The organism is Tepidimonas thermarum (assembly GCF_007556705.1).
GTDB lineage: Bacteria > Pseudomonadota > Gammaproteobacteria > Burkholderiales > Burkholderiaceae_C > Tepidimonas > Tepidimonas thermarum.
Genome location: NZ_VJOL01000001.1, coordinates 18,476 through 42,886, shown reverse-complemented (window position 1 = coordinate 42,886; position 24,411 = coordinate 18,476). Strand labels below are relative to the sequence as shown.

General features: G+C 67.3%; 21 protein-coding genes and 1 other RNA gene. 15 read left to right on the top strand and 7 right to left on the bottom strand.

Features of this window, described 5'->3' with window-relative positions:
• Nucleotides 1–52 precede the first annotated feature (52 nt).
• The gene (gene ppk1 / locus Tther_RS00200; protein WP_143899648.1) at nt 53–2,134 is read left to right on the top strand and encodes a polyphosphate kinase 1; all 2,082 of its coding nucleotides are present in this window, start codon (nt 53–55) and stop codon (nt 2,132–2,134) included.
• A gap of 4 nt (nt 2,135–2,138) precedes the next feature.
• On the top strand, nt 2,139–2,612 hold the full coding sequence (locus Tther_RS00195; protein ID WP_143899646.1) for a SixA phosphatase family protein: 474 nt from the start codon (nt 2,139–2,141) through the stop codon (nt 2,610–2,612).
• A gap of 34 nt (nt 2,613–2,646) precedes the next feature.
• On the opposite strand, the gene Tther_RS00190 is transcribed toward Tther_RS00195, so the two are convergent.
• Nucleotides 2,647–4,131 carry a Ppx/GppA phosphatase family protein gene (locus Tther_RS00190; RefSeq protein WP_143899644.1) on the bottom strand — a complete coding sequence of 495 codons (1,485 nt, stop codon included), beginning with the start codon at nt 4,129–4,131 and terminating at the stop codon, nt 2,647–2,649.
• A 227-nt stretch (nt 4,132–4,358) separates the two neighbouring features.
• Here Tther_RS00190 and Tther_RS00185 point away from each other — a divergent pair, with 227 nt between their 5' ends.
• From Tther_RS00185 to phoR, 8 genes are all read left to right on the top strand, one after another.
• Complete coding sequence (locus Tther_RS00185; protein ID WP_143899643.1) at nt 4,359–5,339, top strand: PstS family phosphate ABC transporter substrate-binding protein; 981 nt, start codon at nt 4,359–4,361, stop codon at nt 5,337–5,339.
• A 20-nt stretch (nt 5,340–5,359) separates the two neighbouring features.
• Nucleotides 5,360–5,995 carry a hypothetical protein gene (locus Tther_RS00180; RefSeq protein ID WP_143899641.1) on the top strand — a complete coding sequence of 212 codons (636 nt, stop codon included), beginning with the start codon at nt 5,360–5,362 and terminating at the stop codon, nt 5,993–5,995.
• An 82-nt stretch (nt 5,996–6,077) separates the two neighbouring features.
• Nucleotides 6,078–8,363, top strand: a complete 2,286-nt coding sequence (locus Tther_RS00175) for an ABC transporter permease subunit (RefSeq protein WP_143899639.1) — start codon at nt 6,078–6,080, stop codon at nt 8,361–8,363.
• 26 nt (nt 8,364–8,389) lie between these two features.
• Entirely contained in the window at nt 8,390–10,042 is a 1,653-nt protein-coding gene (gene pstA / locus Tther_RS00170) for a phosphate ABC transporter permease PstA (protein WP_143899637.1), read from the top strand.
• Nucleotides 10,043–10,099: 57 nt separating this feature from the next.
• Complete coding sequence (gene pstB / locus Tther_RS00165) at nt 10,100–10,930, top strand: phosphate ABC transporter ATP-binding protein PstB (protein ID WP_143899634.1); 831 nt, start codon at nt 10,100–10,102, stop codon at nt 10,928–10,930.
• Between the two features lie 50 nt (nt 10,931–10,980).
• Nucleotides 10,981–11,679, top strand: a complete 699-nt coding sequence (phoU, locus tag Tther_RS00160; RefSeq protein ID WP_143899632.1) for a phosphate signaling complex protein PhoU — start codon at nt 10,981–10,983, stop codon at nt 11,677–11,679.
• Complete coding sequence (phoB, locus tag Tther_RS00155; RefSeq protein ID WP_143899630.1) at nt 11,676–12,395, top strand: phosphate regulon transcriptional regulator PhoB; 720 nt, start codon at nt 11,676–11,678, stop codon at nt 12,393–12,395. Before phoU ends, phoB begins: the two co-directional genes overlap by 4 nt.
• Before the next feature lie 57 nt (nt 12,396–12,452).
• Complete coding sequence (gene phoR, locus Tther_RS00150; RefSeq protein ID WP_143899628.1) at nt 12,453–13,772, top strand: phosphate regulon sensor histidine kinase PhoR; 1,320 nt, start codon at nt 12,453–12,455, stop codon at nt 13,770–13,772.
• Here the strand turns inward: phoR and Tther_RS00145 are convergent.
• The 5 genes from Tther_RS00145 to ffs form a co-directional block, all read right to left on the bottom strand.
• The gene (locus Tther_RS00145; RefSeq protein WP_143899626.1) at nt 13,769–15,466 is read right to left on the bottom strand and encodes a hypothetical protein; all 1,698 of its coding nucleotides are present in this window, start codon (nt 15,464–15,466) and stop codon (nt 13,769–13,771) included. The genes phoR and Tther_RS00145 overlap by 4 nt on opposite strands.
• Nucleotides 15,467–15,593: 127 nt before the next feature.
• Nucleotides 15,594–15,848 (bottom strand): type B 50S ribosomal protein L31, encoded by a 255-nt coding sequence (locus Tther_RS00140; RefSeq protein ID WP_143899624.1) that lies wholly within the window; start codon nt 15,846–15,848, stop codon nt 15,594–15,596.
• Nucleotides 15,849–15,965: 117 nt separating this feature from the next.
• Nucleotides 15,966–17,231, bottom strand: coding sequence for a transcription termination factor Rho (rho, locus tag Tther_RS00135; RefSeq protein ID WP_143899622.1), 1,266 nt, complete (start codon nt 17,229–17,231; stop codon nt 15,966–15,968).
• A gap of 251 nt (nt 17,232–17,482) precedes the next feature.
• Complete coding sequence (trxA, locus tag Tther_RS00130) at nt 17,483–17,815, bottom strand: thioredoxin TrxA (RefSeq protein ID WP_143899619.1); 333 nt, start codon at nt 17,813–17,815, stop codon at nt 17,483–17,485.
• A 37-nt stretch (nt 17,816–17,852) separates the two neighbouring features.
• Nucleotides 17,853–17,949: signal recognition particle sRNA small type (gene ffs, locus Tther_RS00125), an RNA gene on the bottom strand.
• A 34-nt stretch (nt 17,950–17,983) separates the two neighbouring features.
• On the opposite strand from ffs, the gene dnaX reads away from it, so the two are divergent.
• The 5 genes from dnaX to ligA all read left to right on the top strand — a co-directional run bounded on the left by dnaX (nt 17,984) and on the right by ligA (nt 24,039).
• Nucleotides 17,984–19,645 (top strand): DNA polymerase III subunit gamma/tau, encoded by a 1,662-nt coding sequence (dnaX, locus tag Tther_RS00120; RefSeq protein WP_143899617.1) that lies wholly within the window; start codon nt 17,984–17,986, stop codon nt 19,643–19,645.
• A gap of 35 nt (nt 19,646–19,680) precedes the next feature.
• Nucleotides 19,681–20,013 (top strand): YbaB/EbfC family nucleoid-associated protein, encoded by a 333-nt coding sequence (locus Tther_RS00115; protein ID WP_143899615.1) that lies wholly within the window; start codon nt 19,681–19,683, stop codon nt 20,011–20,013.
• A 27-nt stretch (nt 20,014–20,040) separates the two neighbouring features.
• Nucleotides 20,041–20,640 carry a recombination mediator RecR gene (gene recR, locus Tther_RS00110; RefSeq protein WP_143899613.1) on the top strand — a complete coding sequence of 200 codons (600 nt, stop codon included), beginning with the start codon at nt 20,041–20,043 and terminating at the stop codon, nt 20,638–20,640.
• A 187-nt stretch (nt 20,641–20,827) separates the two neighbouring features.
• Nucleotides 20,828–21,877, top strand: a complete 1,050-nt coding sequence (locus Tther_RS00105; protein ID WP_143899612.1) for a type 2 periplasmic-binding domain-containing protein — start codon at nt 20,828–20,830, stop codon at nt 21,875–21,877.
• A gap of 8 nt (nt 21,878–21,885) precedes the next feature.
• Nucleotides 21,886–24,039 (top strand): NAD-dependent DNA ligase LigA, encoded by a 2,154-nt coding sequence (gene ligA, locus Tther_RS00100; protein ID WP_425472785.1) that lies wholly within the window; start codon nt 21,886–21,888, stop codon nt 24,037–24,039.
• Here the strand turns inward: ligA and Tther_RS00095 are convergent.
• Nucleotides 24,008–24,337, bottom strand: a complete 330-nt coding sequence (locus tag Tther_RS00095) for a hypothetical protein (protein WP_185974950.1) — start codon at nt 24,335–24,337, stop codon at nt 24,008–24,010. The genes ligA and Tther_RS00095 overlap by 32 nt on opposite strands.
• Nucleotides 24,338–24,411 lie beyond the last annotated feature (74 nt).

Genomic DNA, 24,411 nt, shown 5'->3' with positions numbered 1-24,411 from the left:
AAATAATCGGGGGTTTGCGCACCGACCCGCCATCAGCGCCGCCATCACGACCATGACGAATCCCGCTGCCTCCCCGCGACACGCCTTTCTCGATCGCGATCAAAGCATTCTTGCCTTCAACGAGCGCGTGCTCGACTGGGCCTGCCGCGCCGATGTGCCGCTGCTGGAGCGGCTGCGCTTTCTCGCCATCGTGTCGTCCAACCTGGACGAATTTTTCGAGGTGCGCTTTGCGCCCCACCACACCGCGCGGCTGACCAACGAGCAGCGCGGCGTGGCCACGGTCGAAACCTACCGTGCTCTGGTGGAGCGCGTGCACGCGCTGGTGCAGCGCCAGTACGCCATCTACAACGATGAGCTCATGCCGGCGCTGGAAAAGCGCGGCATCCGCATCGTCGTCCACGGCGAGCGCAACCCGCGCCAGCGGCGCTGGGTGCGCGAGTACTTCGTCAACGAGGTGCAGCCGCTGCTGCTGCCCGTGGGGTTGGATCCGTCGCACCCGTTTCCGCAGGTGGCCAACAAGTCGCTCAACTTCATCGTGCGGCTGGGCGGGCGCGATGCCTTTGGGCGCGAAAACGAAATCGCCATCGTCAAGGTGCCGCGCGCGCTCAAGCGCTTTGTGCAGATGCCGGCGGTCAAAGGCTCCAAGCAGCTGCACTTTGTCTCCATCTCCAGCATCATCCGCTCGCATCTGCCCGACCTGTTTCCGGGCCGCACGGTGCTGGAGTTCTCCCAGTTCCGCGTCACGCGCCACTCCGATCTGGCGTTGGATGAGGAAGAGGTCAAAAACCTGCGCACCGCCTTGCGCCTGGGGCTGCAAAAACGCCACTATGGGCAGGCGCTGCGCTTGGAGGTCTCGGTGGGTTGTTCGGACTTTTTGGCCAACTTCTTGCTCGAACAGTTCAACCTGCCGCCCGAGAGCCTCTTTCGCGTGCCGGGGCCGGTCAATCTGGTGCGCCTCAACCAGCTCATCGACCAGATCGACGCGCCGGCGCTGCGCTTCGAGCGCTTCGTCCCCGGCTGGCCGGTGGGGTTGGTGCCGGGCCAGTCGTTCTTCGAACGCCTCAAACAGGGTGACGTGCTCATCCACCAGCCCTACGAGAGTTTCGACGCCGTGCTGGCCTTTTTGCGCGAGGCGGTCGAAGACCCCAACGTGCTGGCCATCAAGCAGACCATCTACCGCACCGGTGCGCGCGGCGAGATGACCGAGCTGCTGCGCGAAGCCGTGCGCCGTGGCAAGGAAGTGACCGCGGTGGTCGAACTCAAAGCCCGCTTCGACGAGGAGGCCAACATCAACCACGCCGAGCGGCTGGAGTCGGTGGGCGCGCAAGTGGTCTACGGCATCGTTGGCCTCAAGACGCATGCCAAGATGATGCTGATCACCCGGCGCGAAGACGGGCGCCTGGTGCGCTATGCCCACGTCTCCACCGGCAACTACAACCCCGGCACGGCCAAGCTCTACACCGACCTGAGCTACCTGACGGCCGACGAGGCCATGACCGCCGACGTGGACCACATCTTTGGCCACCTGGCCAGCCAAAACCGGCTGCCCAGGCTGCACAAAGTGCTCATGGCGCCGTTTCATTTGCAAAAGGGCATGCTCGAGCGCATCGAGGCGGCTGTCGCCGCGGTCAAGGCGGGCCTGCCGGCCCAGATCGTGCTCAAGATGAACGCACTCACCGATGAGCCCCTGGCGCGCGCGCTGGTGCAGGCCTCGCAGGCGGGGGTGCGCATCGATGTCATCGTGCGCGGCGCGTGCATATTGCCCGCAGGTGTGCCGGGCTACACCGAGCAGGTGCGCATCCGCTCCGTGATCGGGCGCTTTTTGGAACATTCGCGGGTGTTTTACTTCCGGCGCGGCGAGGAGGAGGAGCTGTGGCTGTCCAGCGCCGACTGGATGAACCGCAACATGCTGCGCCGGGTGGAGCTGGCCTGGCCGGTCACCGACCCGGCGCTGCGCGCGCGCATCATGGACGAATGTCTGCATCTTTATTTGGCCGATCAGCGCGACGCGTGGCTGTTGCAGCCCGACGGCCAATACGTCAAGGCCGCGTCGCTGGTCGGCAAGGGCACACGCCACGGCACGCTGCCGTCGGCGCAGGCGACGCTGATGGCGCGCTATGGCACGAAAGGCTAGGACGATGGACCTGATCCTGTGGCGGCATGCCGAGGCCGAAGATTGGCAGGAAACCGATGAGGGCGGGGGCGATGACCTCTCGCGCCGCCTGACCGCCCGCGGCGAAAAACAGGCCGCGCGCATGGCCGCCTGGCTCGACCGCATGCTGCCCGATGGTGTGCGCATTTGGTCCAGCCCCGCGGTGCGCGCGGAGCAGACGGTCTTGGCGCTGGGGCGGCGCTACCGCTTGCATCCGGATCTGGCGCCCGATGGCACACCCCAGGGGCTGCTCGAGGTCGTGCAGTGGCCCGATGCGCGCCACGCCAGTTTGGTGGTGGGGCATCAACCCACGCTGGGGCGCGTGGTGGCCGAGCTGTTGGGCATGCGCGCGGGCGAATGTTCGGTTCGCAAGGGGGCGGTGTGGTGGTTGCGACGGCGCCAGCGCCACGACACCTGGCAGACCATCTTGCTGGCGGTGCAAACCCCCGAGCTGCTGTAGCCGGCTGCTGTAGCCGGTGTTTGCCGGCGACGCGTCAGCGCAAACTGGCGCTCAAACGCCATGGGGTTTTGGACCAGGCGTCCACTTCCTCCTGGATCAGCCAGGCCGACTGGGGGTATTGGTTGGCCCAACCCGGCACCGTCACCAAACGGAAGTGCCGTGGCGTGTATTGCAGCCGCAGCGCACCGATGTCGGGGTCCTTGCGCGCGTGGCACAGCAGCACCGCCAGCCGCAGACACAGCAGCTGCTTGACGAAGAGTTCATCGTCAAAATACGGCTCCATCTTGCGCAGTTTGCCGCGCTGGCCCAGCACCAGCAAACTCATGCGGTGCAACTCGGGCAGCGAAAACCCCGGCGCATCGACGTGATCCAGAATGTAGGCACCGTGCCGGTGTGCGCTGCTGTGCGAGATGTGCGCACCGATCTCGTGCAGTTGTGCCGCCCAGGCCAGCTTTTGGGAATAGCGGCCGTTGCGCGGGTCGGGGGTGGCCACCTGCTCGAACAACGCAATGGCCACGCGCTGCACGCGCTGCGCCTGGGCGGCATCGACGGCAAATTTCTGCGCCAGCCAGCGCACGGTGCGCTCGCGCACGTCGGTCTGGTCCGATGCGCGGTCGATCAGGTCGTAGAGCGCTCCCTGGCGCAGTGCGCCCTGCGCGCGGTGCACCACCTGCCAGCCAAAGAGCTCGAACAGCGCCAACATCACGCTCAGACCGCCTGCGAGCACGGGGCGCCGGTCGTCCTTGAGCCCCTCCAGCCGCACCGCGTCCACGTGCCCCGCGCGCACCAGGCGGTCGGCTATCCAGTCGATGCCTTCGCGCGTGATGACCCCGGGCGGGTAACCCGCCAATCCCAGCATATCGGCCAAGGCGCCCGCGGTGCCCGAGGACGCGTACACCGTGTCCCAGCTGCCCGGCACGAACACCTCGAGTGCTTCGTCCAGCACCGCGGTGGCCGCCACGACCGCCTGCCGCATCGCGGTTGGGGTGACCCGTCCGCCCGGAAAGTAGCGTGTCGACCAGGCCACGCTGCCCAAGCCATAGGACTCCATGCGCTGCGGACGGTACCCTTGACCGAGGATGATTTCGGTCGAGCGCCCCCCGATGTCGACCACCAGCCGGCGCTCGTCCGAGTGTGGCAACAGGTGCGTGACCCCTTGGTAGATCAGCCGCGCCTCCTCGTGCCCGGCGATGACATCGATCGGGAAGCCCAGCAACTGCTGGGCGCGCGACAAAAATTGGTCGCGGTTGCGCGCCTCCCGCAGCGTTTGCGTGGCCACCGCGCGCACCTGGCGGCGTTCGAAAGTGCGCAACCGCTCGCCAAACCGGGCCAGGCACGCCCAGCCGCGCTCCATGGCCGCGGCGCTGAGCACTTTGTGCTCGTCCAGTCCGGCGCCCAGGCGCACCGTTTCCTTCAAATATTCGACACGCTCGATGTGGCCGGCTTGGTAGCGGCCGATTTCCAGGCGAAAGCTGTTCGAGCCGAGATCCAGCGCGGCCAGCAGGGTTCCGTCTTGCATGCAAAGTGGGTGCAAGCGCCACAAGGGCGACGGTCAGCAGCATACCAGACGCCATTGGGCGGCCGCGCCGCGGCCGGACGCAGGGCTGAGCGGACGCAGCAGGGCCGCGCCACCCGTCGCCGCGGGCGGGCATTGGTTTGTCACACAACCGTCACAGTTGCAACCTACCATGCAACGCGTGGTCGTCAAGCAGCGGCCATGCCGTCCGCCAACATTGGAGAGTATTCATGCGACTGAAAACACTCGTGGCCCTCATGGGCATGGTTACCCTGGGGTTTACCGCCCACAATGCCGCGGCACAGGCGGTCAAAGTGGACCCTGCGCTGCCCACCTACACCAAGGCCGCCGGGGTCTCGGGCAACTTCACCAGCATCGGCTCGGACACGCTCAACAACCTCATGACGCTGTGGGCGGAGGAGTTCAAGCGCCTCTACCCCAATGTCAACATCCAAATCCAGGGTGCGGGCTCCTCCACGGCGCCGCCGGCCCTGACCGAGGGCACCTCCAACTTCGGCCCGATGAGCCGCCTGATGACCGCCAAAGAGGTCGAGAGCTTCGAGAAAAAACATGGCTACAAGCCCACGCCGGTGCCCGTGGCCATCGACGCGCTGGCGGTCTATGTGCACAAGGACAACCCGATCAAAGGTCTGAGCATCGAGGAAGTCGATGCGATCTTTTCCAGCACCCGCAAGTGCGGCTTTCCCTCGGACATCACCAAGTGGGGTCAGGTCGGCTTGACGGGTGAGTGGGCCAACCGCGACATCGCGCTGTATTCGCGCAACTCGGTGTCGGGCACCTACGGCTACTTCAAAGAGCATGCGCTGTGCAAGGGCGACTTCAAGCGCAACGTGGCCGAACAGCCCGGCTCGGCGTCGGTGGTGCAGTCGGTCGCTACACAGCTCAACGCCATCGGTTACTCGGGCATCGGCTACAAGACCTCGGGCGTGCGCGCGCTGCCGCTGTCCAAGAAGAAAGGTGGCGAGCTGGTGGAACCCGATCCCGCCCACGCCGCTGACGGCAGCTACCCGCTGGCGCGCATTCTGTACGTCTACGTGAACAAAAAGCCCAACCAGCCGCTGCCGCCGCTGGAGCGTGAATTCTTCAAGATGGTGCTGTCGCAACAAGGGCAAAACGTCGTCATCAAGGACGGCTTCGTGCCGCTGCCGGCGACGCTGGCCAAGAAGGCCATCGACGAGCTCACCAAGTAACGCCGACGGAGATGCCCACCATGCGACCCATGCAATGGAGCGCCGTCGCCGCTGCAGCGCTGTGGCTGGTGGGCTGCGCCACGCAGCCCACCGGATCCCAGACCTCGACACCGGCGGCCGCAACGTCTGCCGCCGCGGCCCCAGCGGCCCCAGCGGCTGCATCGGCCGCCGCGCCCGCCGCCGCCCCGGCGGCCGTGCAGGCGCAGGAGTTCTTTGTCGTCTTGCCGGAGGACGGCCGCTACTACGCCTTTGGCAGCGCCAAGCTGTACCAAGACTTTCTGGCGCACGGCGAAGTGGCGTTGACGCGCTCGCGCATCGGCGCCGGCCCCAACGGGCAGACCATCGTCTTTGGCATCACGAATGACGATGTCAAAGCCGGCAAGCCGAGCGCGGCCGAGCTAACCTACGATGGCAAGCTGCCGCCCGCGCCGCAGTTTTACGGCGAGGTGTTCAAAAACGGCCGCTACTACGTGTTCGACGACCTCAAGGCGTTGTTGGAATTTGCCTCGCACGGTGAGGTGCCGTACTCCTACACCGACATCGGCGCCGGGCCCAATGGCGCGACCCTTGTGTGGGTGATGGACAAGAACAGCTACGCCAAGGGCAAGCCGACCGAACGGTTGCAACGTTTCCAGGCGCTGCGCGCGGGCAAGTGACGCCGCTCGCTCTAGCTGACTCGGGGCGGGCGGCCTCGTTGCCCCCGCTCCGTTCTTTTGACAGGTCATTTTCGCCGCGTTCATGAACCACAGCACCTCCAACAACGCTGCGCCACAGCGCAGCCTGACCGCGCAGAGCTTGGACCGCGCCATGGCGGGCCGGCTCTGGACCGATCGTTTTTTCAAACACCTGATGACCGCAGGTGGGTTGGGCGTGATCGTGGCGATTTCCGCCATCTTTTTCTACCTGGCCAGTGTGGTCGTGCCGCTGTTTTTGCCCCCCAGCGTGCACCAAACCGGTCAGTACGCCGTGCCGGGAGAGGCGCGCACGGCGTCGGTGCTGTTGCAGTCCGACGAGCGACTGGAGGCGCTGGTGCGGGTGCAAGCCGACGGCCAGGTGGTGTTTGCCGATTATTTTTCCGGTCAACCCAAGGCCACCGTCGGGCTTGCGCTGCCCCAAGGGGTGCCCGTGCGCAGCCAGGCGGCGGCCGATCGCAGCACCAGCACCGTGGCGCTGGGCTTGCAGGACGGGCGGGCCGTGGTGGCCAAAGTGGGGTTCAGCACACGGTTTGACGAACAAGCGCGCCGCATCATCGAGCCGAATATCGAGTATCCCATCGGGCAGGCCCCGGTGGTGGTCGATCCTGAGGGTGCCGCGCTGGTGCGCCTGGCGGTGCAGTCCGGCACCGACGGCACCACGCTGGCCGCGCTGACCGAAGACGGGCGGCTGCGGATCAGCGGCGTGTCGGTGCAGCGCAACCCCATCACCGGCGAGGCGACGCTCGAGAGCCAAAACGGCACCATCGAGCCGGTGCCGCCGGAGGTGCGCGACATCCTCATCGAGTTCAAGCAGCGCGAGCTGTATGTGCTGTCGGGCAATCGGGAGCTGTGGCGCTACGACATCAGCAACCCGTCAGCGCCCACGCTCTTGGAAAAGGTGGCGCTGGCGCCGGCGGGCGAGCGGGTCACGGCGCTGACCATGCTCTCGGGGGGCTTTTCGATCATCGTGGGAACGGAGCGCGGCCATCTCAGCCAGTGGTTTCCCGTGCGCACCGAGGGGACGAACTTCCGCCTGACACACATCCGCGACTTCAAGCCCATGCCGGCGGCCATCACGGCGCTGGAGCCGGAATACCACCGCAAGGGCTTCATGGCTGGGGACGCCAGCGGGCATGTGGGCAGCTACTTTGCCACCTCCAAGCGGCTGCTGTTCGTGCGGCAACTGTCGGATCAGCCCATCGTGCTCATGGGCTATCCGCCGCGTGGCAATGGCTACCTGGCGCAGGATGCGGCCGGGCGCCTGCACGTGGCGCACGTGGAAAACGACTACCCCGAGGTGTCGTTTTACGCCACCTGGCAAAAGGTGTGGTACGAAAGCTACGAGGAGCCGGCCTATGTGTGGCAGTCGGCGGCCGCCAACGCGGACTTCGAGCCCAAGTTCAGCCTCGCACCGCTGACGTATGGCACGCTCAAAGCGGCTTTCTACGCCATGTTGGTGGCAGTGCCCTTGGCGCTGTTGGGGGCGATCTACACCGCGTACTTCATGTCGCCCAAGGTCCGTGGCATCGTCAAGCCCACCATCGAGGTGATGGAGGCGCTGCCCACGGTGATCCTGGGCTTCCTGGCGGGCTTGTGGCTGGCACCTTTCGTCGAAAACAACCTGGCGGGCGTGCTGCTGACGATTGCCACCTTCCCGCTGACGTTTTTTGTCGCGGCCTGGTTGTTCGCGCTGCTGCCGACGGCTGTGCGTCAGCGCGTGCCCGATGGCTGGGAGGCGGCGCTGCTGCTCCCGGTGCTGGTGGTGCAGATTGCGCTGTGTCTGGCGGTGGGGCACCCGATCGAGGCGACGTTCTTTGGCGGTGACATGCCCAACTGGCTCAGCAACGTGGCGGGCATCAAGTTCGAGCAGCGCAACTCGCTGGTGGTCGGCATTGCCATGGGGTTTGCGGTCACGCCAACGATTTTTTCGATCGCCGAAGACGCGGTCTTTTCGGTGCCCAAGCACCTGACCACTGGCTCGTTGGCGCTGGGCGCGACGCCCTGGCAGACGCTGACGCGCGTGGTGCTGCTGACCGCCAGCCCCGGGATTTTTTCGGCCGTGATGATTGGCCTGGGCCGCGCCGTGGGCGAGACCATGATCGTGCTCATGGCCACGGGCAACACCGCGGTGATGGACTTCAGCATCTTTACCGGTTTTCGCACGCTGTCGGCCAACATTGGCGTGGAAATGCCCGAAGCCGGGGTGGGCGAGACGCACTACCGGCTGCTGTTCCTGTCCGCCCTGGTGTTGTTTGGGTTCACCTTTGTGGTCAACACCATCGCCGAACTGGTGCGCCAGCGGCTGCGCCAGCGCTATCAAACCATTTGAGCGCCGACGCTGGAGGGTTTTGCCAAATGAAAGATTGGATCAAGACGGGTTCGCCCTGGATTTGGATGACCGCCGGTGCCGTGGCGCTGTCGGTGTTGGCGGTGCTGTTCGTGCTGTGGATGACGGCGGCGCGCGGGTTGACGCACTTTTGGCCCAAGGCCGTTGCCGAGACGACCTTTCTGGAGGGCGATCAGCGCGTGCGCGTCATTGGCGAAGTGCGCGACCGCGAGGAGGTTGCCGTGCGCCGCCTGCAAGAGGCGGGCTTCAAGATCGAGTCGAGCGAAGCGTTCGTGGAGCGGGTGCTCATCAAAATGGGCAACCGCGATGTGACGGGGCAGGATTTCCGTTGGTATCCCGTGCCGCTGTTGGGCGAGTTGACCTATCCGGCCGACCTCCTGACGGTGGAGCGGCACGAATGGGGCAACTTTTACGGGCACCTCAAGGCGGTCAAAGAGGGCGATCGCGTGGTGGCCGAAGGGCCCCAGGCGTGGCCCGAGTTGCAGGCGCGCGTGCAGCGCGCGCAAGCGCTGTTTCGCACCATTTTGCGCATCGAAAAGGACGATATCGGCAAGGTCAACTACCGCATCGAGCAACTGCGTCTGCGCGAGCGCAGGGCGCAGCTCAAGGGAGAGCTCGACGACGCCCTCAAAGCCGATTTGCAGCGCCAGCGCGAGGCGCTGGATGCGCAGTTTGCGCAGCTCCAGGAAAAGCTGCAGGCCCTGCGCACCGACATTGCGCGTGACAGCTTGATCGCCGAGGTCGCCGATGGTCAGTCGGTTGAGGTGCCCCTGGCCAAGGTCGCCGACGTGTACCAGGCCAACGCGATGAGCACGGGACAAAAAATCGGCCACTACCTGCGCAAATTCTGGGAGTTCTTGACCGACGATCCGCGCGAGGCCAACACCGAAGGGGGGATCTTCCCAGCCATTTTCGGCACCGTGACCATGGTGCTGGTGATGTCGGTGATCGTGACGCCGTTTGGCATCATGGCAGCGGTGTACATGCGTGAGTACGCCAAACAGGGGCCGCTGATTCGCATCATTCGCATCTCGGTCAACAACCTCGCGGGTGTGCCGTCGATCGTGTACGGGGTGTTTGGCCTGGGCTTTTTCGTCTATCTGCTGGGGGGCAACATCGACCGCTTGTTCTACCCGGAGGCGCTGCCGGCCCCCACGTTTGGCACGCCGGGTCTGCTGTGGGCCTCGCTGACGCTGGCCATCTTGACCCTGCCGGTGGTCATCGTCGCGACCGAGGAAGGGCTGGCGCGCGTGCCGCGCTCGGTGCGCGAGGGTAGCCTGGCGCTGGGAGCAACGAAGGCCGAGACGCTGATCCGCACCGTGCTGCCGATGGCCAGCCCGGCGATGATGACGGGGCTGATCCTGGCGGTGGCGCGCGCCGCGGGCGAGGTAGCCCCGCTCATGCTGGTGGGCGTGGTCAAGCTCGCGCCGTCGCTGCCCATCGACATGAATGCGCCCTTCGTGCACCTGGACCGCAAGTTCATGCACCTGGGCTTTCACATCTACGACGTGGGCTTTCAAAGCCCCAACGTCGAGGCCGCGCGCCCGTTGGTTTACGCGACGGCGCTGCTGCTGGTGATCCTGATCATGGTGCTCAACCTGGCCGCCATCAAGCTGCGCAACCACTTGCGCGAGAAATACCGCGGTTTGGAAAGCGTTTGAGCACGATATCCCCGATTTCATTTCCGGGGCCACGCGGCCCCAAGGCAGGCTAGCCGTATGACCGCATCCGCTGAAAAGACCACCTTTGTCCACACCAACGCCGCCTTTCATCAGGCGCCGCCGCTGGCGTCCTTGCCCAAGGCGCTGGAGGTCAACAACCTCAACCTTTGGTACGGCGACAAACACGCGTTGCACAACATCAACATGGGCATCCCCAAGGGGCGCGTGGTGGCGTTCATTGGCCCGAGCGGCTGTGGCAAGTCCACGCTGCTGCGCTGCTTCAACCGCATGAACGACCTGGTGGACAACTGCCGCATCGAAGGCGAAATCCTGCACGAGGGCGTCAACATCTACGACCGCAGCGTCAACGTGGCCCAGTTGCGGCGGCGCATCGGCATGGTGTTTCAAAAGCCCAACCCGTTCCCGAAGTCCATCTACGAGAACGTGGCCTACGGCTTGCGCTTGATGGGGGTGCGCAACAAGGCGCACCTCGACGAGGTGGTCGAAAAGTCGCTGCGTGGTGCGGCGCTGTGGGACGAGGTCAAGGACCGCCTCGACGCCAACGGTTTGAGCCTCTCGGGTGGTCAGCAGCAGCGCCTGGTGATTGCACGCGCCATCGCGCTCGAGCCGGACGTGCTGCTGCTCGACGAACCGTGCTCGGCGCTGGACCCGATTTCCACGGCCAAGGTCGAAGAGCTGCTCATCCAGCTCAAAGAGCGCTTCACGATCGTCATCGTCACCCACAACATGCAGCAGGCGGCCCGGGTGTCGGACTACACGGCGTACATGTACCTGGGGGATCTGATCGAATACGACGCCACGGACAACATCTTCACCCGCCCCAGGCGGCAGGAAACCGAGGACTACATCACCGGGCGCTTTGGTTGATCTTGGGTTGATGCCCGCGCCACCATCCTGACGGCAGAAGGAGCCTTGCCATGGACAAACACATTTCCAGTCAATTCGACGCCGAGCTCAACTCGATTTCCACCCGCGTGTTGGAGATGGGTGGAATGGTGGAGCGCCAAATCCAGTGGGCCGTGCAGGCGCTGCTCGAAGAGGACGAGGAGCTCGTGCGGCGTGTGCTGGAGACCGAGCGCACCATCAACGAGGTCGAGCTCGCGGTCGACGCCGACCTCTCCACCACGATTGCGCGGCGCCAGCCAACCGCGCGCGACCTGCGCTTTCTGATCGGCATTTCCAAAACGCTGGGCAACCTGGAGCGTGCGGGCGATGAGGCGGCGCGCATCGCGCGCATGGCGGGCTCCATCATGCAAAGCGGGCAGGGGCGGCGCTTGCCGGTGGGCGAGTTGCGTCTGGCAGCGGACTTGGCGGCGGGCCTGTTGCGCCGCGCGCTGGATGCGCTGGCGCGGCTGGACGTGGAGGAAGCCGTGGCCATCATGCGCGAGGACGACCGCATCGACGTCGAGTTCAACGGCTTCGTGCGCAAGCTCGTCACCTACATGATGGAAGACGCGCGCACCATCTCCCCCAGCCTGGATCTGCTGTTCGTGGCCAAGGCCATCGAGCGCATCGGCGACCACGCCAAGAACATCGGCGAAATCATCATCTACATCGTCAAGGGGCTGGACGTGCGCCACGCGGCCCTGGAGCAAGTGGAGACGGCGCTGCGATGAGAAAGTTGCCGCGTGTGCTGGTGGTCGAGGACGAGCCCTCGATTGCCGAGCTGATCGCCGTCAACCTGCGGCACAACGGGTTTGCGCCGATCGTCGTCTTCGACGCCGAAGCGGCCCAGCGCGAGCTTGACGCCGTGCTGCCGGATGTGATTCTGCTCGACTGGATGTTGCCGGGGCGCAGCGGCGTGCAGCTGGCACGTGCGTGGCGCTTGGACGACCGCACCAAAGCGGTGCCGATCATCATGCTTACCGCCCGCGCCGAGGAGTCCGACAAGGTGCAAGGGCTGGACGCCGGCGCGGACGACTACATCACCAAGCCGTTTTCGACGCAGGAGCTGCTCGCGCGCATCCGCGCCGTGTTGCGCCGCCGCGCGCCCGAGTCCGTCCCCGATACCGTCCAAGCGGGCGCGCTCGTGCTCGACGCCGTCGCACACCGGCTGACCTGGGAGGGCCGTGAGCTCAAGATCGGGCCGACCGAGTTTCGCCTGCTGCATTTTTTGATGAAGCACCCCGAGCGCGTGCACAGCCGCACCACGCTGCTCGATCGCATCTGGGGCGATCACGTCTTCATCGAGGAGCGCACGGTGGACGTGCACATCAAGCGCCTGCGCGAGGCGCTGGGGCCGGCCGCGGTCATGATTGAGACGGTGCGCGGCGCGGGCTACCGCTTCTCGCCGCGGGCCTTGGCGTCTGAGGCCGACGCGCGCTCGGCGTGATGCTGCGCGGCACGCGTGGTGCGCCGGCCGTCGGCGCTTGGCTATGATGCCGGTGTCATGATCCCACGCACGTTCGAGCTTTTGGCCAGCATGGCCGCTGGCGCGCTGTTGCCTTTGCTGTGGGGCCATCTGGGCTGGGCGTTGGCGGGCACCGTGGTCGGCGCCGTCGCGTGGGCTGTGATCGACGATCGCCGCGCTCAGCGGGTGCTGGCCTGGTTGCGCGACCCCGGCGGCCAGCCGCCACCCGAGGTGGGGTCGGTCTGGGGGGCCGTGGTCGATCGCGCGCGGCGCGAGCTCAAGGCGCGCAACCGCAAGGCGCGCAAAAGCCAGGCACGGTTGCAGGAGTTTCTGGCGGCGTTGCAGGCCTCGCCCAACGGGGTGGTGCTGCTCAGCAAAGAGGGCACCATCGAGTGGTGCAATCTCATGGCGGGTGAGCATCTCGGCTTCGACGCCAAGCGGGATCTGGGGCAGCGCATCCGCAACCTGGTGCGTGACCCGGCGTTCATCACCTACCTCAACCAGCGCGACTTCAGCCGTCCCGTCGAAATCGACGGCCGCCATGCGCGCCCCGGGCATCCGCAGCGCATCGCCGTGCAGATTTTTCCCTACGCCAAGGGGCGGCGCCTCATGCTGACCCGCGACATCACCGCGATTGAGCTGGCCGAGGCCATGCGGCGCGACTTCGTGGCCAATGTCTCGCACGAAATCCGCAGCCCGCTGACGGTCATCTCGGGCTTTGTCGAAACGCTGCAAACGCTCAACCTCAGCGACGCCGAACGCGCCCACTTTCTGGACCTGATCGCCCAACAGGCGCAGCGCCTGCACACGCTGGTGGACGATTTGTTGACCCTGTCGCGCTTGGAGGGAAGCCCCGCGCCGGACGACGCGCAGTGGGTGGCGGCCAATGAGCTGCTGCTCGAGGCCGTGGCCCAGGCGCAGGCGCTGTCGAAGGTCTTGCACGGTGGCGAGCAGTCCCTCGTGCTGCAGCCGGGCCCGGCCCTGGACGTGGCCGGGGCGCGCAACGAGCTGCTCAGCGCCTTGAGCAATTTGCTCTCCAACGCCGTGCGCTACACCCCAGCGCACGGCCGCATCGAGGTTGGCTGGCGCCTGCTGCCCGACGAGGGTGTGGAGTTCTATGTCACCGACAACGGCCCCGGTATCGCCCCCGAACACCTGCCGCGCCTGACCGAGCGTTTTTACCGCGTCGATCGCAGCCGCTCCCGCGAAAGTGGCGGCACAGGGCTGGGCCTGGCCATCGTCAAGCACGTCGCGCAACGGCACGGTGGCCAGTTGCTGATCGACAGCCAGGTTGGGGTGGGGTCAACCTTCCGGCTGCGCTTGCCGCCCGCGCGCGTGTGTGTCGGGCCGGCGGGCTAAAGGGCCGCATCCGCGCGCTCGACGCGCTCGAAGACCAGCCATTTCTCGCGGTTTTCGCGCAGGCGCGGCACCTCGGTGCGCAACTGCCAGCCCGCCAAATCGATGGCGCGCGCCAACCCCGGAAAATCCGCCGGATTGGCCACCAACCAGCGGCAGGCGTCGGCGTCCGGATGCGTCACCCGTCGCACGGTCAGGCCGCCGTGATACTGCAGCCCGGCAATGCGCGCGGCATCCAACCCATGCACCAACACGCAGTCGCCCGCCGGGATGAGCGCGGCGATGCGCCGCGACACGGGGGCTTGCCCCAGGCCCCAATCGAGCAGCGGCAGCCACAGGGTCATGAGCAATACCCAGTTGAGCGTGACACCCGATGCCGACAACACCAGTCCCTTCCACAGCGCCGGCGCATGGCGCCCCAGGCGCCAGAGCACCACCCCCAGCCAGGCGGCGCTCATCGCCATGGCCGGCAGCAGCAACGCCACCTCGACCGTGGGCTCGAACCCGGGCACCAACCGCGCGACGTTGGCGGCGGGCTTGGGGGGGACGCCGGTTTGCATGGCCACCCAAATCAGCCAAATGAGCACCGCGGCGCCCGTGAAAAACAGCACCGCGAACCAATCGATCAGCGCGTTGACACCACGGCGCAGCGTCGGCAGGGCAAAGGCTGCCAAGGTGGCCAGCGGCGGCAGGGCGTGCAACAGCGTGCGCTCGTCGCCCCCGTCGTGCAGCGTGACCAGCAACACCAACGCCACCACGGTGGCGGGCCAGCCGATGTGCGCCTCGCGCCAGCGCCCCCGCCAGCGCCACAGCGTCCAAAGGGCAAATGGCGCCGTGGGCCACCAAAACCAGGCCAGCTGTCGCAGCCCATCCACCCACGCCGTGGCGTTGCCCCAGACATGCCAGTACGGGCGCCACAGGTCGGTGGCGCGTTCGGCCGCCGCGGCCAGCAGCCACACCGCCAGGGCTGCGGCGATGCTGCCCAGCGCGGCGATCCACAGCCGCGGCCAAGGCACGCCAGCGCGCCGCCACCACACGAGCCCGGCGCAACTGACCAGCGCCATCAAGCCCGGTGCGCCCGACAGGGCCCAGCCCCACGCGCTCAGCCACCACAGCGCCAGTGGCTCCCAGGCGGCACGCGCGGGCTGCGGCGCCTGCGCGCGCAGGCCCAGGCTGACCGCGTAAAACAATCCCGCGCCAAAGGCCAGCTGCGCGGCCGAGGGAGCGATTTCATGCGCCAGCCGCGCCAGCCCCAGGGTGGCCACCAGCCCCAGCAGGGCGCCGTCGGCCAGGGCGCGGGCGTAGTCGCCTGGGGGAACATCGTCGCCGAAAGCAGGGCGCAGCGGCTGCGCCCCAGGATGGCAGGCCAGGCGGTACGTGGCGTACCAGGTTGCCGCCAACGTCAACCCGAGCAGGGCAATGAACGGCACGCGCGCCGCCAGGGCACCCGGCAGCGGCAGCGCTTGCATGGCCCAGGCGCCGAGCCAATACGGCAACCAAGCCAAGGTCTTGGCGGCTTCCCCCAGCACCTGCGGCGTCCACCACGGCCCGCCGTGGGCCATGTCCAGCATCACAGCAAACGCGTTCAGGTCGTCCCCCCGCCAAGGATCGCGCCCGACGAAGCCGGGCAGCACATAGGCGATCATCAGCAACCAGGGCACCCAGCGCGGCAGGCGCCGGGCGGCGTCGGCGGTCACGAGGGCAGGGGTGGGATGCAACACTGGGCGCAACGGACAGCGGTGGCGCGGCACGCAAGCCTACACCATCGGGTGGGCAATAAAAAAGCAGCCGCGCGGCTGCTTGGGGTGGGACGCAGGCAGGCGCTTACTTGCCAGCGCGCGCGTAGCGGTTGCGAAACTTCTCCACCCGGCCACCCATGGTGTCCACGCTCTTTTGCGTGCCGGTGTAGAAGGGGTGCGATTCGCTCGACGTCTCCAGCTTGAACAGCGGCAGCTCGCGGCCGTCGTCGAGCTTGATGGTTTCTTTGGTCGGGGCGCACGAGCGGATGATGAACTGCGCGCCGTTGGACAGGTCCACGAAGCACACTTCGCGGTAGTTCGGGTGAATGCCTTCTTTCATGGTCGCTTCCTGCTGCAGTAGCCACAGCCGGCCCATCCGGCGCACTTGCTGCAAAATCCCAAATTATAACGGTGTCGTCCAGAGGCTGTCCCGCCGGCGCACGTGTCCGGCGGCGAATCACCCCCCCCGGCGCATGAGCTCGAAGAACTCCTGGTTGTTCTTCGTTTGCTTCATGCTCTTGAGCACCATCTCCATGGCCTCGATCTCGTCCATGTTGTAGAAGAATTGGCGCAGGATGCGGGTCTTTTGCAGGATTTCGGGCGGCAGCAGCAATTCCTCGCGTCGGGTGCCGCTGCGGCTGAGTTGGATCGAGGGGAAGACGCGCTTTTCGTACAAGCGGCGATCCAGGTGCAGCTCGCAGTTGCCGGTGCCTTTGAATTCTTCAAAAATGACCTCATCCATGCGGCTGCCGGTGTCCACCAGCGCGGTGGCGATGATGGTGAGGCTGCCGCCTTCCTCGACGTTGCGTGCGGCACCAAAGAAGCGCTTGGGCCGCTGCAGCGCGTTGGCGTCCACGCCGCCGGTGAGCACCTTGCCACTGGAGGGCAGCACGTTGTTGTAGGCGCGCGCCAGCCGGGTGATGGAGTCGAGCAGGATGACGACGTCTTTTTTGAGCTCGACCAGCCGCTTGGCGCGCTCGATGACCATCTCGGCGACGTGCACATGGCGCGCCGCCGGTTCGTCGAAGGTGGAGGCGATCACCTCGCCGCGCACGGTACGCTGCATTTCGGTGACCTCCTCGGGGCGCTCGTCCACCAGCAGCACCATCAGGATCACCTCGGGGTAGTTGGCGGTGATGGCGTGCGCGATGTGCTGCATCATGACCGTCTTGCCGCTCTTGGGCGGCGCGACGATGAGCGCGCGCTGGCCCTTGCCGATCGGCGCGATGATGTCGATGATGCGCCCGGTGATGTTTTCTTCGCTCTTGAGGCCCTCGCGCTCGAGCTTCATCTGCTCCTTCGGGAACAGCGGCGTGAGGTTCTCGAACATGATCTTGTGCTTGTTCTGCTCCGGGGGCAGGCCATTGATCTTGTCGAGCTTGTTGAGGGCAAAGTAGCGCTCGCCATCCTTGGGGATGCGCACATCGCCCTCGATCATGTCGCCCGTGTGCAGGTTGAAGCGCCGGATCTGGCTGGGCGAGATGTAGATGTCGTCGGTGCTGGCGGTGTAGCTGGCGCTGGGATCGCGCAAAAACCCGAAGCCGTCCGGCAGCACTTCGAGCACACCATCGGCAAACACCTGCTCGCCGGCCTTGGCGCGCTTTTTGATGATGGCAAACATCAGCTCCTGCTTGCGCATGCGGCCGGTGTTCTCGATTTCGAGCGCCTCGGCCATTTTGAGCAGTTCGGAAACGTGCAGGGCCTTGAGTTCATTCAGGTGCATGGGAATCGACTCCGGAGGGGGAGTGTGGCATTGGCTGCCTGCGGCCGGGTGCCAGCCGCTGCAAGACAAATCAAACGTGTGGGAGCCGGTACGTCGGCGGTCAGTGCCCACTCAGCCGGTGACGGGACCGGCCGGGACGGGACGGCAACGGATGCGTTGCGTCCGGCGGTGTGATTATGACACCAAAACCAGGGGTTGCCGGGCATCGGCGCGCGCCGACGGCCGGCGATGGGCCGCGCGGGCCGCCGGCATCATGCCAGGTACGGCTCGACGAACGCCGTCAGTTGCGCCTTGCTCAGCGCGCCCACCTTGGTGGCCGCGAGCTGGCCGTTTTTGAACAGCATCAGCGTGGGGATGCCGCGGATGCCATACTGCGCCGGCACCGAGCGGTTTTCGTCCACGTTGACCTTGGCGATTTGCAGCTTGCCCTGGTACGCGCTGGCCACTTCGTCCAGGATGGGGGCGATCATGCGGCACGGTCCGCACCATTCGGCCCAGAAGTCCACCAGCACCGGCGTGCTGGACTGCAGCACATCGGCGTCGAAGGTGGCGTCGGTCACATGTTTGATGAGGTCACTGGCCATGGTGGTGCGTGCAAGGGTGGCAAAACAAAAAAACGAAGGTGACGAGCCTTGACCCCGGCACTGGCTACACGGTTAGGGCTGCTTGGTTCCCCACCTGACCCGGTTGGCCGCTTCACCATGCGGGAAGGCCCGTCACCTGCCATTGTATGCCACCGCTAGAATGGGCGCATGTCCTATCTGGTTCTGGCCCGCAAATACCGTCCCAAGACGTTTGCCGAGATGGTCGGGCAGGAACACGTGGTGCAGGCGCTGGGCAACGCGTTGCGCGCGCGCCGCTTGCATCACGCCTACCTGTTTACGGGCACCCGCGGGGTGGGCAAGACCACCGTCTCGCGCATTTTGGCCAAGTCGCTCAACTGCACCGGGCCGGATGGCCAAGGCTACATCACCGACACGCCGTGCGGCGTGTGCGACGCCTGTCGCGAGATCGATGCGGGCCGCTTCGTCGACTACACCGAGCTCGACGCGGCCTCCAACCGGGGCGTGGACGAGGTGCAAACGCTGCTCGAGCAGGCCATCTACAAACCGGTGCAGGGGCGCTTCAAGGTCTTCATGATCGACGAAGTGCACATGCTGACCAACACCGCCTTCAACGCGATGTTGAAGACGCTGGAAGAGCCCCCCGAGTACCTCAAGTTCGTGCTGGCCACCACCGATCCGCAAAAAGTGCCGGTGACGGTGTTGAGCCGCTGTCTGCAGTTCAACCTGCGCCCCATGGCGCCCGAGACCGTGGCCATGCACCTGCGGCGGGTGCTCGACGTCGAAGGTGTGGTCGCCGATGACGGCGCGATCCGCCTGTTGGCGCGCGCCGCACGCGGTTCGATGCGCGATGCGCTGAGCCTGACCGACCAGGCGATCGCCTTTGGCGGCGGGCGCCTGGAGGAGTCGGGCGTGCGCCAGATGCTCGGGGTGGTGGACAGGGCGCCGGTGTATGCGCTGTTGCACGCGCTGGCCGCTGGCGACGCGCGCGCCCTGGTGGCCACCATCGACGACATGCGCGCGCATGGGGTGGCACCGGGCGCCACGCTGGAAGAGCTCACCGCCGTCCTGCAACGCCTGGCCGTGGTGCAGTGGACGGGCGAGGGGTCGCCCGATGAGCCGGCGCTGGTAACCCTGGCGGCCGCATTGCCTGCCGACGTCACGCAGCTGCTCTACAGCCTGTGCCTGCACGGCCGCGCGGAGCTGGGGCTGGCCCCCGACGAGTACGCGGCGCTGACCATGGTGTTGCTGCGCGCGCTGACCTTCATGCCCGATGCGCAGCCGGTCGTGGTGGCGGCCGCCGTTGGCGCGCCGATGCCGCCGACGGCGTCCGCCGCGCCGCAAGCCACGGAAAAAAAAACACCGCTGACGCCCCCGGTGGCACCGACACCGGCACCGACACCCGCAGCGCCGTCTGAGACATCCGCACTGCCGCCAGCCGTGGACCTGGCGGACGACTGGGAGCGCATCGTCGATGCGCTTGAAGCGGCGGGTCGCCTGCAGGCCCTGGCGCGCGAGCTGGCGCTGCAGGGTGTGCTGGTCGAGCGCCGTGACGGGGCCTGGCGCTTGCGCGTGCCCCGGCAAACCCTGGCCCAGGACGGCCCGCGCGAGCGGCTGGAGGCTGCCATGGCCGCCCACCTGGGGCTGCCAGAGGGCTGGCGCCTGTCGGTCGAGGTGGGGCCGGCGCCGGACTCACCCGCCGAGCGCCGCGCGGCGCGCCAGCGTGCGCGCCAGGCCGAGGCCGAGGCGGCGATACGCGCCGACCCCCTGGTGCAGACGCTGATGCGCGAGTACGGCGCCACCATCGTCCCTGGTAGCATCCAGCCCGTCGACGGCTCCCCAGCCGCGTGAACCCTCTCCCGTTGCATTGCAAGAAAGTCGCATCCATGTTCAACAAAGGACAACTCGCGGGTCTGATGAAGCAGGCCCAGGCCATGCAGGAAAACCTCAAGCGCGCGCAGGAGGAACTCGCGCAGCTCGAGGTCACCGGCGAGTCCGGCGCTGGGCTGGTCAAGGTGGTCATGACCGGCAAGCACGACGTCAAGCGCGTCACCATCGACCCGTCGCTGCTTGCCGATGACAAGGACATGCTCGAGGATCTGGTCGCGGCGGCCTTCAACGCCGCCGTGCGCAAGGTCGAGGAGACGACGCAGGAGCGCATGGCCAAGGTCACGGCGGGCATGCCCGGCCTGCCGGGCGGCATGAAGTTTCCGTTCTGAGCGGCGCTGTCCGCCCGATCAGCGGCCATGGCACCTCCAGCCTCGCGGCGGCTCGATCAACTCGTGCAGGCGTTGCAGCGCCTGCCCGGCGTCGGTCAGCGCTCGGCCTCGCGCATGGCCTACCACCTGTTGCAGCACGACCGCGACGGCGCGCTGCAGCTCGCCCACGCGCTGCAGGCGGCGGCCGAGGGCATCCGGCACTGCCGGCTGTGCCACACCTTTGCCGAAGAGGATGTCTGCCCCACCTGCGCCGATCCGGCGCGCGATCCCGCGCAGCTGTGCATCGTCGAGACCCCGGCGGACCAGGCCGCGATCGAGCGCACCGGCAGCTACCGGGGGCGCTATTTCGTGCTCATGGGGCGGTTGAGTCCGCTCGACGGGATCGGGCCGGATGACATCGGCGTACACCCCCTGCTGCAGCGCCTGCAGGCCACGCCGGCCGTGCAGGAGGTGATCCTGGCCACCAGCTTCACGGCCGAGGGTGAAGCAACCGCGCACATCATCAGCCGGCTGGCGCAGGCGCTGGGCCTGAAGGTCACGCGGCTGGCCCGGGGGGTGCCCGTGGGCAGCGAGCTCGAATACGTGGACCTGGGCACCATCGCGCACGCCTTGGCCGACCGCCGCTAGCATCCCGGGACACCCCGCAGCCCCGTAGCGATGCGACGCGGCCCACCACGCGTGGCGGGGCGGGTCGTGGTAAACGTGTAAGGGCGATCCCTGTTGGGGCTGGACCGGATGGGCACGCGTGCCTGGGCGACATACCCTGCACACCGAGGCCCACCGGCCGGCGGGCCCGTCACAGGGAACGACAGGGATGGATCGGCGGCGGTATTTGCGCGCGGCAGCGGTGGCGGCGATGGCCGCCGCGGCGTCCGGGATCGCGCGCGGCCCGCTGGCGTGGGGGCAGCCGTCGGTGCGGCTGTTGTGGCAAGCCGACGCCGCCCTCAAGGTGTTCCCGGTGCTGCTCGCCCTGCGGTTGGGGTTTTTTCACGCGGAGGGGGTTGCGGTCGCGGCCGGGCCGTGGGATGCGCGCACCCAGCCACCTGCGCCGGCCCCTGGCGCAGGTACGGTGCGCGTGTTGGCGGGCGATTTCGACACCGTGCTGCGCCAGCACGCCCGAGGCCAGGCGGAACAAGCCTTTTTGGCGCTGGCACGCACACCGCTGCTGGGGCTGGCCGAGCGGCACATCCCTGACGCCGTGGACGCCGCACCGCTTGCCTGGCCCAACGCCCGTATCGGCATCTTGGCGTCCCATGCGCTGCCCCCGCGCATCGTCGCGCTGGCGCTGCAGCGCCAGGGCCTGACCGCGCGCGCGGGCCAGCTCGTGGCGCTGGCCGACACCGCGCAGATCGAAGCCGCGCTGCAGGACGGCCGTCTGGACGCGGTGTGCATCGACGACCCCTTGCTGACCCGGTTGCAGCGCCGTGGCGCCATCCGCGTGGTGATCGACACGCGCCAGTGGAGCGAGAGCCAACGCCTCATCGGTGGGGCGATGGTGGGGGCGTGTCTGAGTGTGGCAACCTCGCAGGTTGCGACCCATGGGGCCGAACTGCAGGCCACTGCGCGCGCCGTGCAACGCGCCTTGCGTTGGCTGCAAACCGCCAGCCCCCTGGATTTGGCGGACCACGCCGATTTGGCCGGATTGGCGGGCGATGCCACCGCCTTTTTGGCGGTGTTTGCCCATATGCGCGAGTCGTATTCGCCCGATGGCGCCGTGGGTGAACCGATGGTGCTCAATACCCTGCGGGTGTGGCAGGCGCTGCCCTTCGGCGCCGGGGACGATCGCCTCGCCCCCACGCGCCTGTACACCCCGCGCTTCGTTGCCACGGCGGATGCGCCCGGTGCGCCCTGGGCGCGTGGATAATCGGCACCGTGGCTGCCCCGTATTCCGCTTCCGCCCCGGCTGAGCAGGGCGATTTGTTCGCTGCCGCGACGCCCGCATCCGACCCCGAATGGCAGCGCCTGCAGGCGCTGCGCCAGGCCCTGCACCACCATGCGTGGCGCTACTACGTGCTCGACGACCCGGAAATTCCGGATGCCGAATACGACCGCCTGTTCGCCGAGCTGCGCGAGCTCGAGGCCCGGCATCCGCAGTGGGTGACCCCGGATTCCCCGACCCAGCGCGTCGGAGGGCAGCCGCTGCAGGGCTTTGCGCCGGTGCGCCATGCGGTGCCGATGTTGAGCATTCGCACCGAAACCGACACCGAGCCGGCGGCGGCGCTGGCCTTCGATGCGCGCATCCGCAAGGACCTCGGGTTGGGGCCGGATGAACCGCCGGTGCTGTACGTGGCCGAGCCCAAGTTCGACGGCCTGGCCATCGGCCTGCGTTACGAATACGGCGTGCTGGTGTGCGCCGCCACGCGCGGGGATGGCGAAACCGGCGAGGATGTGACCCCAAACATCCGCACCATCGGGCAAATACCGCTGCGCCTGCAGGGCGAGGGCGCCCGTGTGCCCAAGCTGGAGGTGCGCGGCGAGGTCTACATGCGCCGCGACGACTTCGAGGCGCTCAACGCGCGCCAGCGCGAGCGCGGGGACAAAACCTTCGTCAACCCCCGCAACGCCGCGGCCGGCGCGGTGCGCCAGCTCGACCCGCGGATCACCGCATCCCGGCCGTTGAGCTTCTTTGCCTACGGGCTGGGCGAGGTGTCCCCGCCGGCCGAGGGTGGCCCGGCCTTCGAGACCCATTGGGACGTGCTGCAAGCGCTGCGCGGCTGGGGTTTCCCGGTGACAGACCTGGCACGCCGCTGCGCCGGCGGCGAGGCCCTGGCCGCCTACCACCGCGACATGGGCGCGCAACGCGACGCCCTGCCATTTGACATCGATGGCGTCGTCTACAAGGTGGACCGGCTGGACTGGCAGCGCACGCTGGGCTTCGTGACCCGCGAGCCGCGCTGGGCGATCGCCCACAAATACCCCGCGCAGGAGCAGCTCACCCGGGTGCTGGCCATCGACGTGCAGGTGGGGCGCACCGGCAAACTCACGCCGGTGGCGCGGCTGGAGCCGGTCTTCGTCGGCGGCGTCACCGTCACCCACGCAACGTTGCACAACGCCGACGAGGTGGCGCGCAAGGACGTGCGCGTGGGCGACACCGTGATCGTGCGGCGCGCCGGTGATGTGATCCCGGAAGTGGTGGCCGTGGCGCCGCCGCTGCCCGAGCCGCGCGGCCCGGCCTTTGCCATGCCCACGTCCTGCCCGGTCTGCGGCAGCGCCGTGGTGCGTGAGCCGGGCGAGGTCGATCACCGCTGCTCGGGTGGGCTGTATTGCCCGGCGCAGCGCAAGCAGGCCATCCTGCATTTTGCGCAGCGGCGCGCGATGGATATCGAGGGGCTGGGGGAAAAGCTCGTCGATCAGCTGGTGGATGGGCAGATCGTGCGCGGCGTGGCCGATTTGTACCGCTTGGGGCTGTCGTCGCTGGTGGGGCTGGAGCGCATGGCCGAGAAATCGGCCAGCAACGTGTTGGCGGCCATCGAAGCGTCCAAGTCCACGACGCTGGCGCGCTTTTTGTTTGCACTGGGCATACGGCATGTGGGCGAGCGCACCGCGCGCGATCTGGCACGCCACTTTGGCCGCCTGGACGCGATCATGGACGCCTCGGTCGAGCAGTTGCTGCAGGTCCCGGACGTGGGCCCCGTGGTGGCGCAAAGCATCCACACGTTTTTTGCCCAGCCGCACAACCGCGAGGTGGTCGAGCAGCTGCGCGCCAGTGGCGTGCACTGGCCCGAGCACGAGGGCGCCGCTGCCGAGGCTGCGGCCGCGCCCTTGGCGGGCAAGACCTTCGTGCTCACTGGTACGCTGCCGAACTGGTCACGCGAGCACGCCACGGCCCTGATCGAAGCCGCAGGTGGCAAGGTCAGCGGCGCGGTCAGCCGCAAAACCGACTATGTCGTGGCCGGTGAGGCCGCCGGCAGCAAGCTCGACAAGGCGCGTGCGCTGGGCGTGACCATCCTGGACGAGGCGGGCCTGCGCGCGCTGCTGCAGGAGGCCAACCCCGTCAATCCCGAAAGCGGTAGTGATCGCGGTTGAGGACGGCAGCCACCGCCGTGACCTCTTCGGGCCACATTTGCAGGTTGAGCGCACTGTTGCATTGCTCGACCATGCCGCGCAGCAGCCCCGGTGTGTTGATGCGGCCCAGCGGGCGGTAGATGGCACTGCCGTCGCCGCCGACTTTTTCCGCGTGGCACTGCGCACAGCGGTGCTGGCGGATGAGCTGCTCGCCAGCGGCCAGATCGGCGTCGCGAAAGATCGCCGGGACCTCCGCCTGCGCCAGCCCAGCGGCCAAACCCGCACAAGAGGCCAGCGTGGCACGCTGTATCTGGTGCATGACGCGTCGAACGGGTGTCAGCCACCCGACAGAGCTGATGTGCCGTGGCATGGTCGTCGCGCTCCCTTGAACGG

Coding starts and splice junctions, on each gene's coding strand:
- ppk1 (WP_143899648.1), top strand. CDS start 53: ATGACGAATCCCGCTGCCTCCCCGCGACACGCCTTTCTCGATCGCGAT.
- Tther_RS00195 (WP_143899646.1), top strand. CDS start 2,139: ATGGACCTGATCCTGTGGCGGCATGCCGAGGCCGAAGATTGGCAGGAA.
- Tther_RS00190 (WP_143899644.1), bottom strand. CDS start 4,131: ATGCAAGACGGAACCCTGCTGGCCGCGCTGGATCTCGGCTCGAACAGC.
- Tther_RS00185 (WP_143899643.1), top strand. CDS start 4,359: ATGCGACTGAAAACACTCGTGGCCCTCATGGGCATGGTTACCCTGGGG.
- Tther_RS00180 (WP_143899641.1), top strand. CDS start 5,360: ATGCGACCCATGCAATGGAGCGCCGTCGCCGCTGCAGCGCTGTGGCTG.
- Tther_RS00175 (WP_143899639.1), top strand. CDS start 6,078: ATGAACCACAGCACCTCCAACAACGCTGCGCCACAGCGCAGCCTGACC.
- pstA (WP_143899637.1), top strand. CDS start 8,390: ATGAAAGATTGGATCAAGACGGGTTCGCCCTGGATTTGGATGACCGCC.
- pstB (WP_143899634.1), top strand. CDS start 10,100: ATGACCGCATCCGCTGAAAAGACCACCTTTGTCCACACCAACGCCGCC.
- phoU (WP_143899632.1), top strand. CDS start 10,981: ATGGACAAACACATTTCCAGTCAATTCGACGCCGAGCTCAACTCGATT.
- phoB (WP_143899630.1), top strand. CDS start 11,676: ATGAGAAAGTTGCCGCGTGTGCTGGTGGTCGAGGACGAGCCCTCGATT.
- phoR (WP_143899628.1), top strand. CDS start 12,453: ATGATCCCACGCACGTTCGAGCTTTTGGCCAGCATGGCCGCTGGCGCG.
- Tther_RS00140 (WP_143899624.1), bottom strand. CDS start 15,848: ATGAAAGAAGGCATTCACCCGAACTACCGCGAAGTGTGCTTCGTGGAC.
- rho (WP_143899622.1), bottom strand. CDS start 17,231: ATGCACCTGAATGAACTCAAGGCCCTGCACGTTTCCGAACTGCTCAAA.
- trxA (WP_143899619.1), bottom strand. CDS start 17,815: ATGGCCAGTGACCTCATCAAACATGTGACCGACGCCACCTTCGACGCC.
- dnaX (WP_143899617.1), top strand. CDS start 17,984: ATGTCCTATCTGGTTCTGGCCCGCAAATACCGTCCCAAGACGTTTGCC.
- Tther_RS00115 (WP_143899615.1), top strand. CDS start 19,681: ATGTTCAACAAAGGACAACTCGCGGGTCTGATGAAGCAGGCCCAGGCC.
- recR (WP_143899613.1), top strand. CDS start 20,041: ATGGCACCTCCAGCCTCGCGGCGGCTCGATCAACTCGTGCAGGCGTTG.
- Tther_RS00105 (WP_143899612.1), top strand. CDS start 20,828: ATGGATCGGCGGCGGTATTTGCGCGCGGCAGCGGTGGCGGCGATGGCC.
- Tther_RS00095 (WP_185974950.1), bottom strand. CDS start 24,337: ATGCACCAGATACAGCGTGCCACGCTGGCCTCTTGTGCGGGTTTGGCC.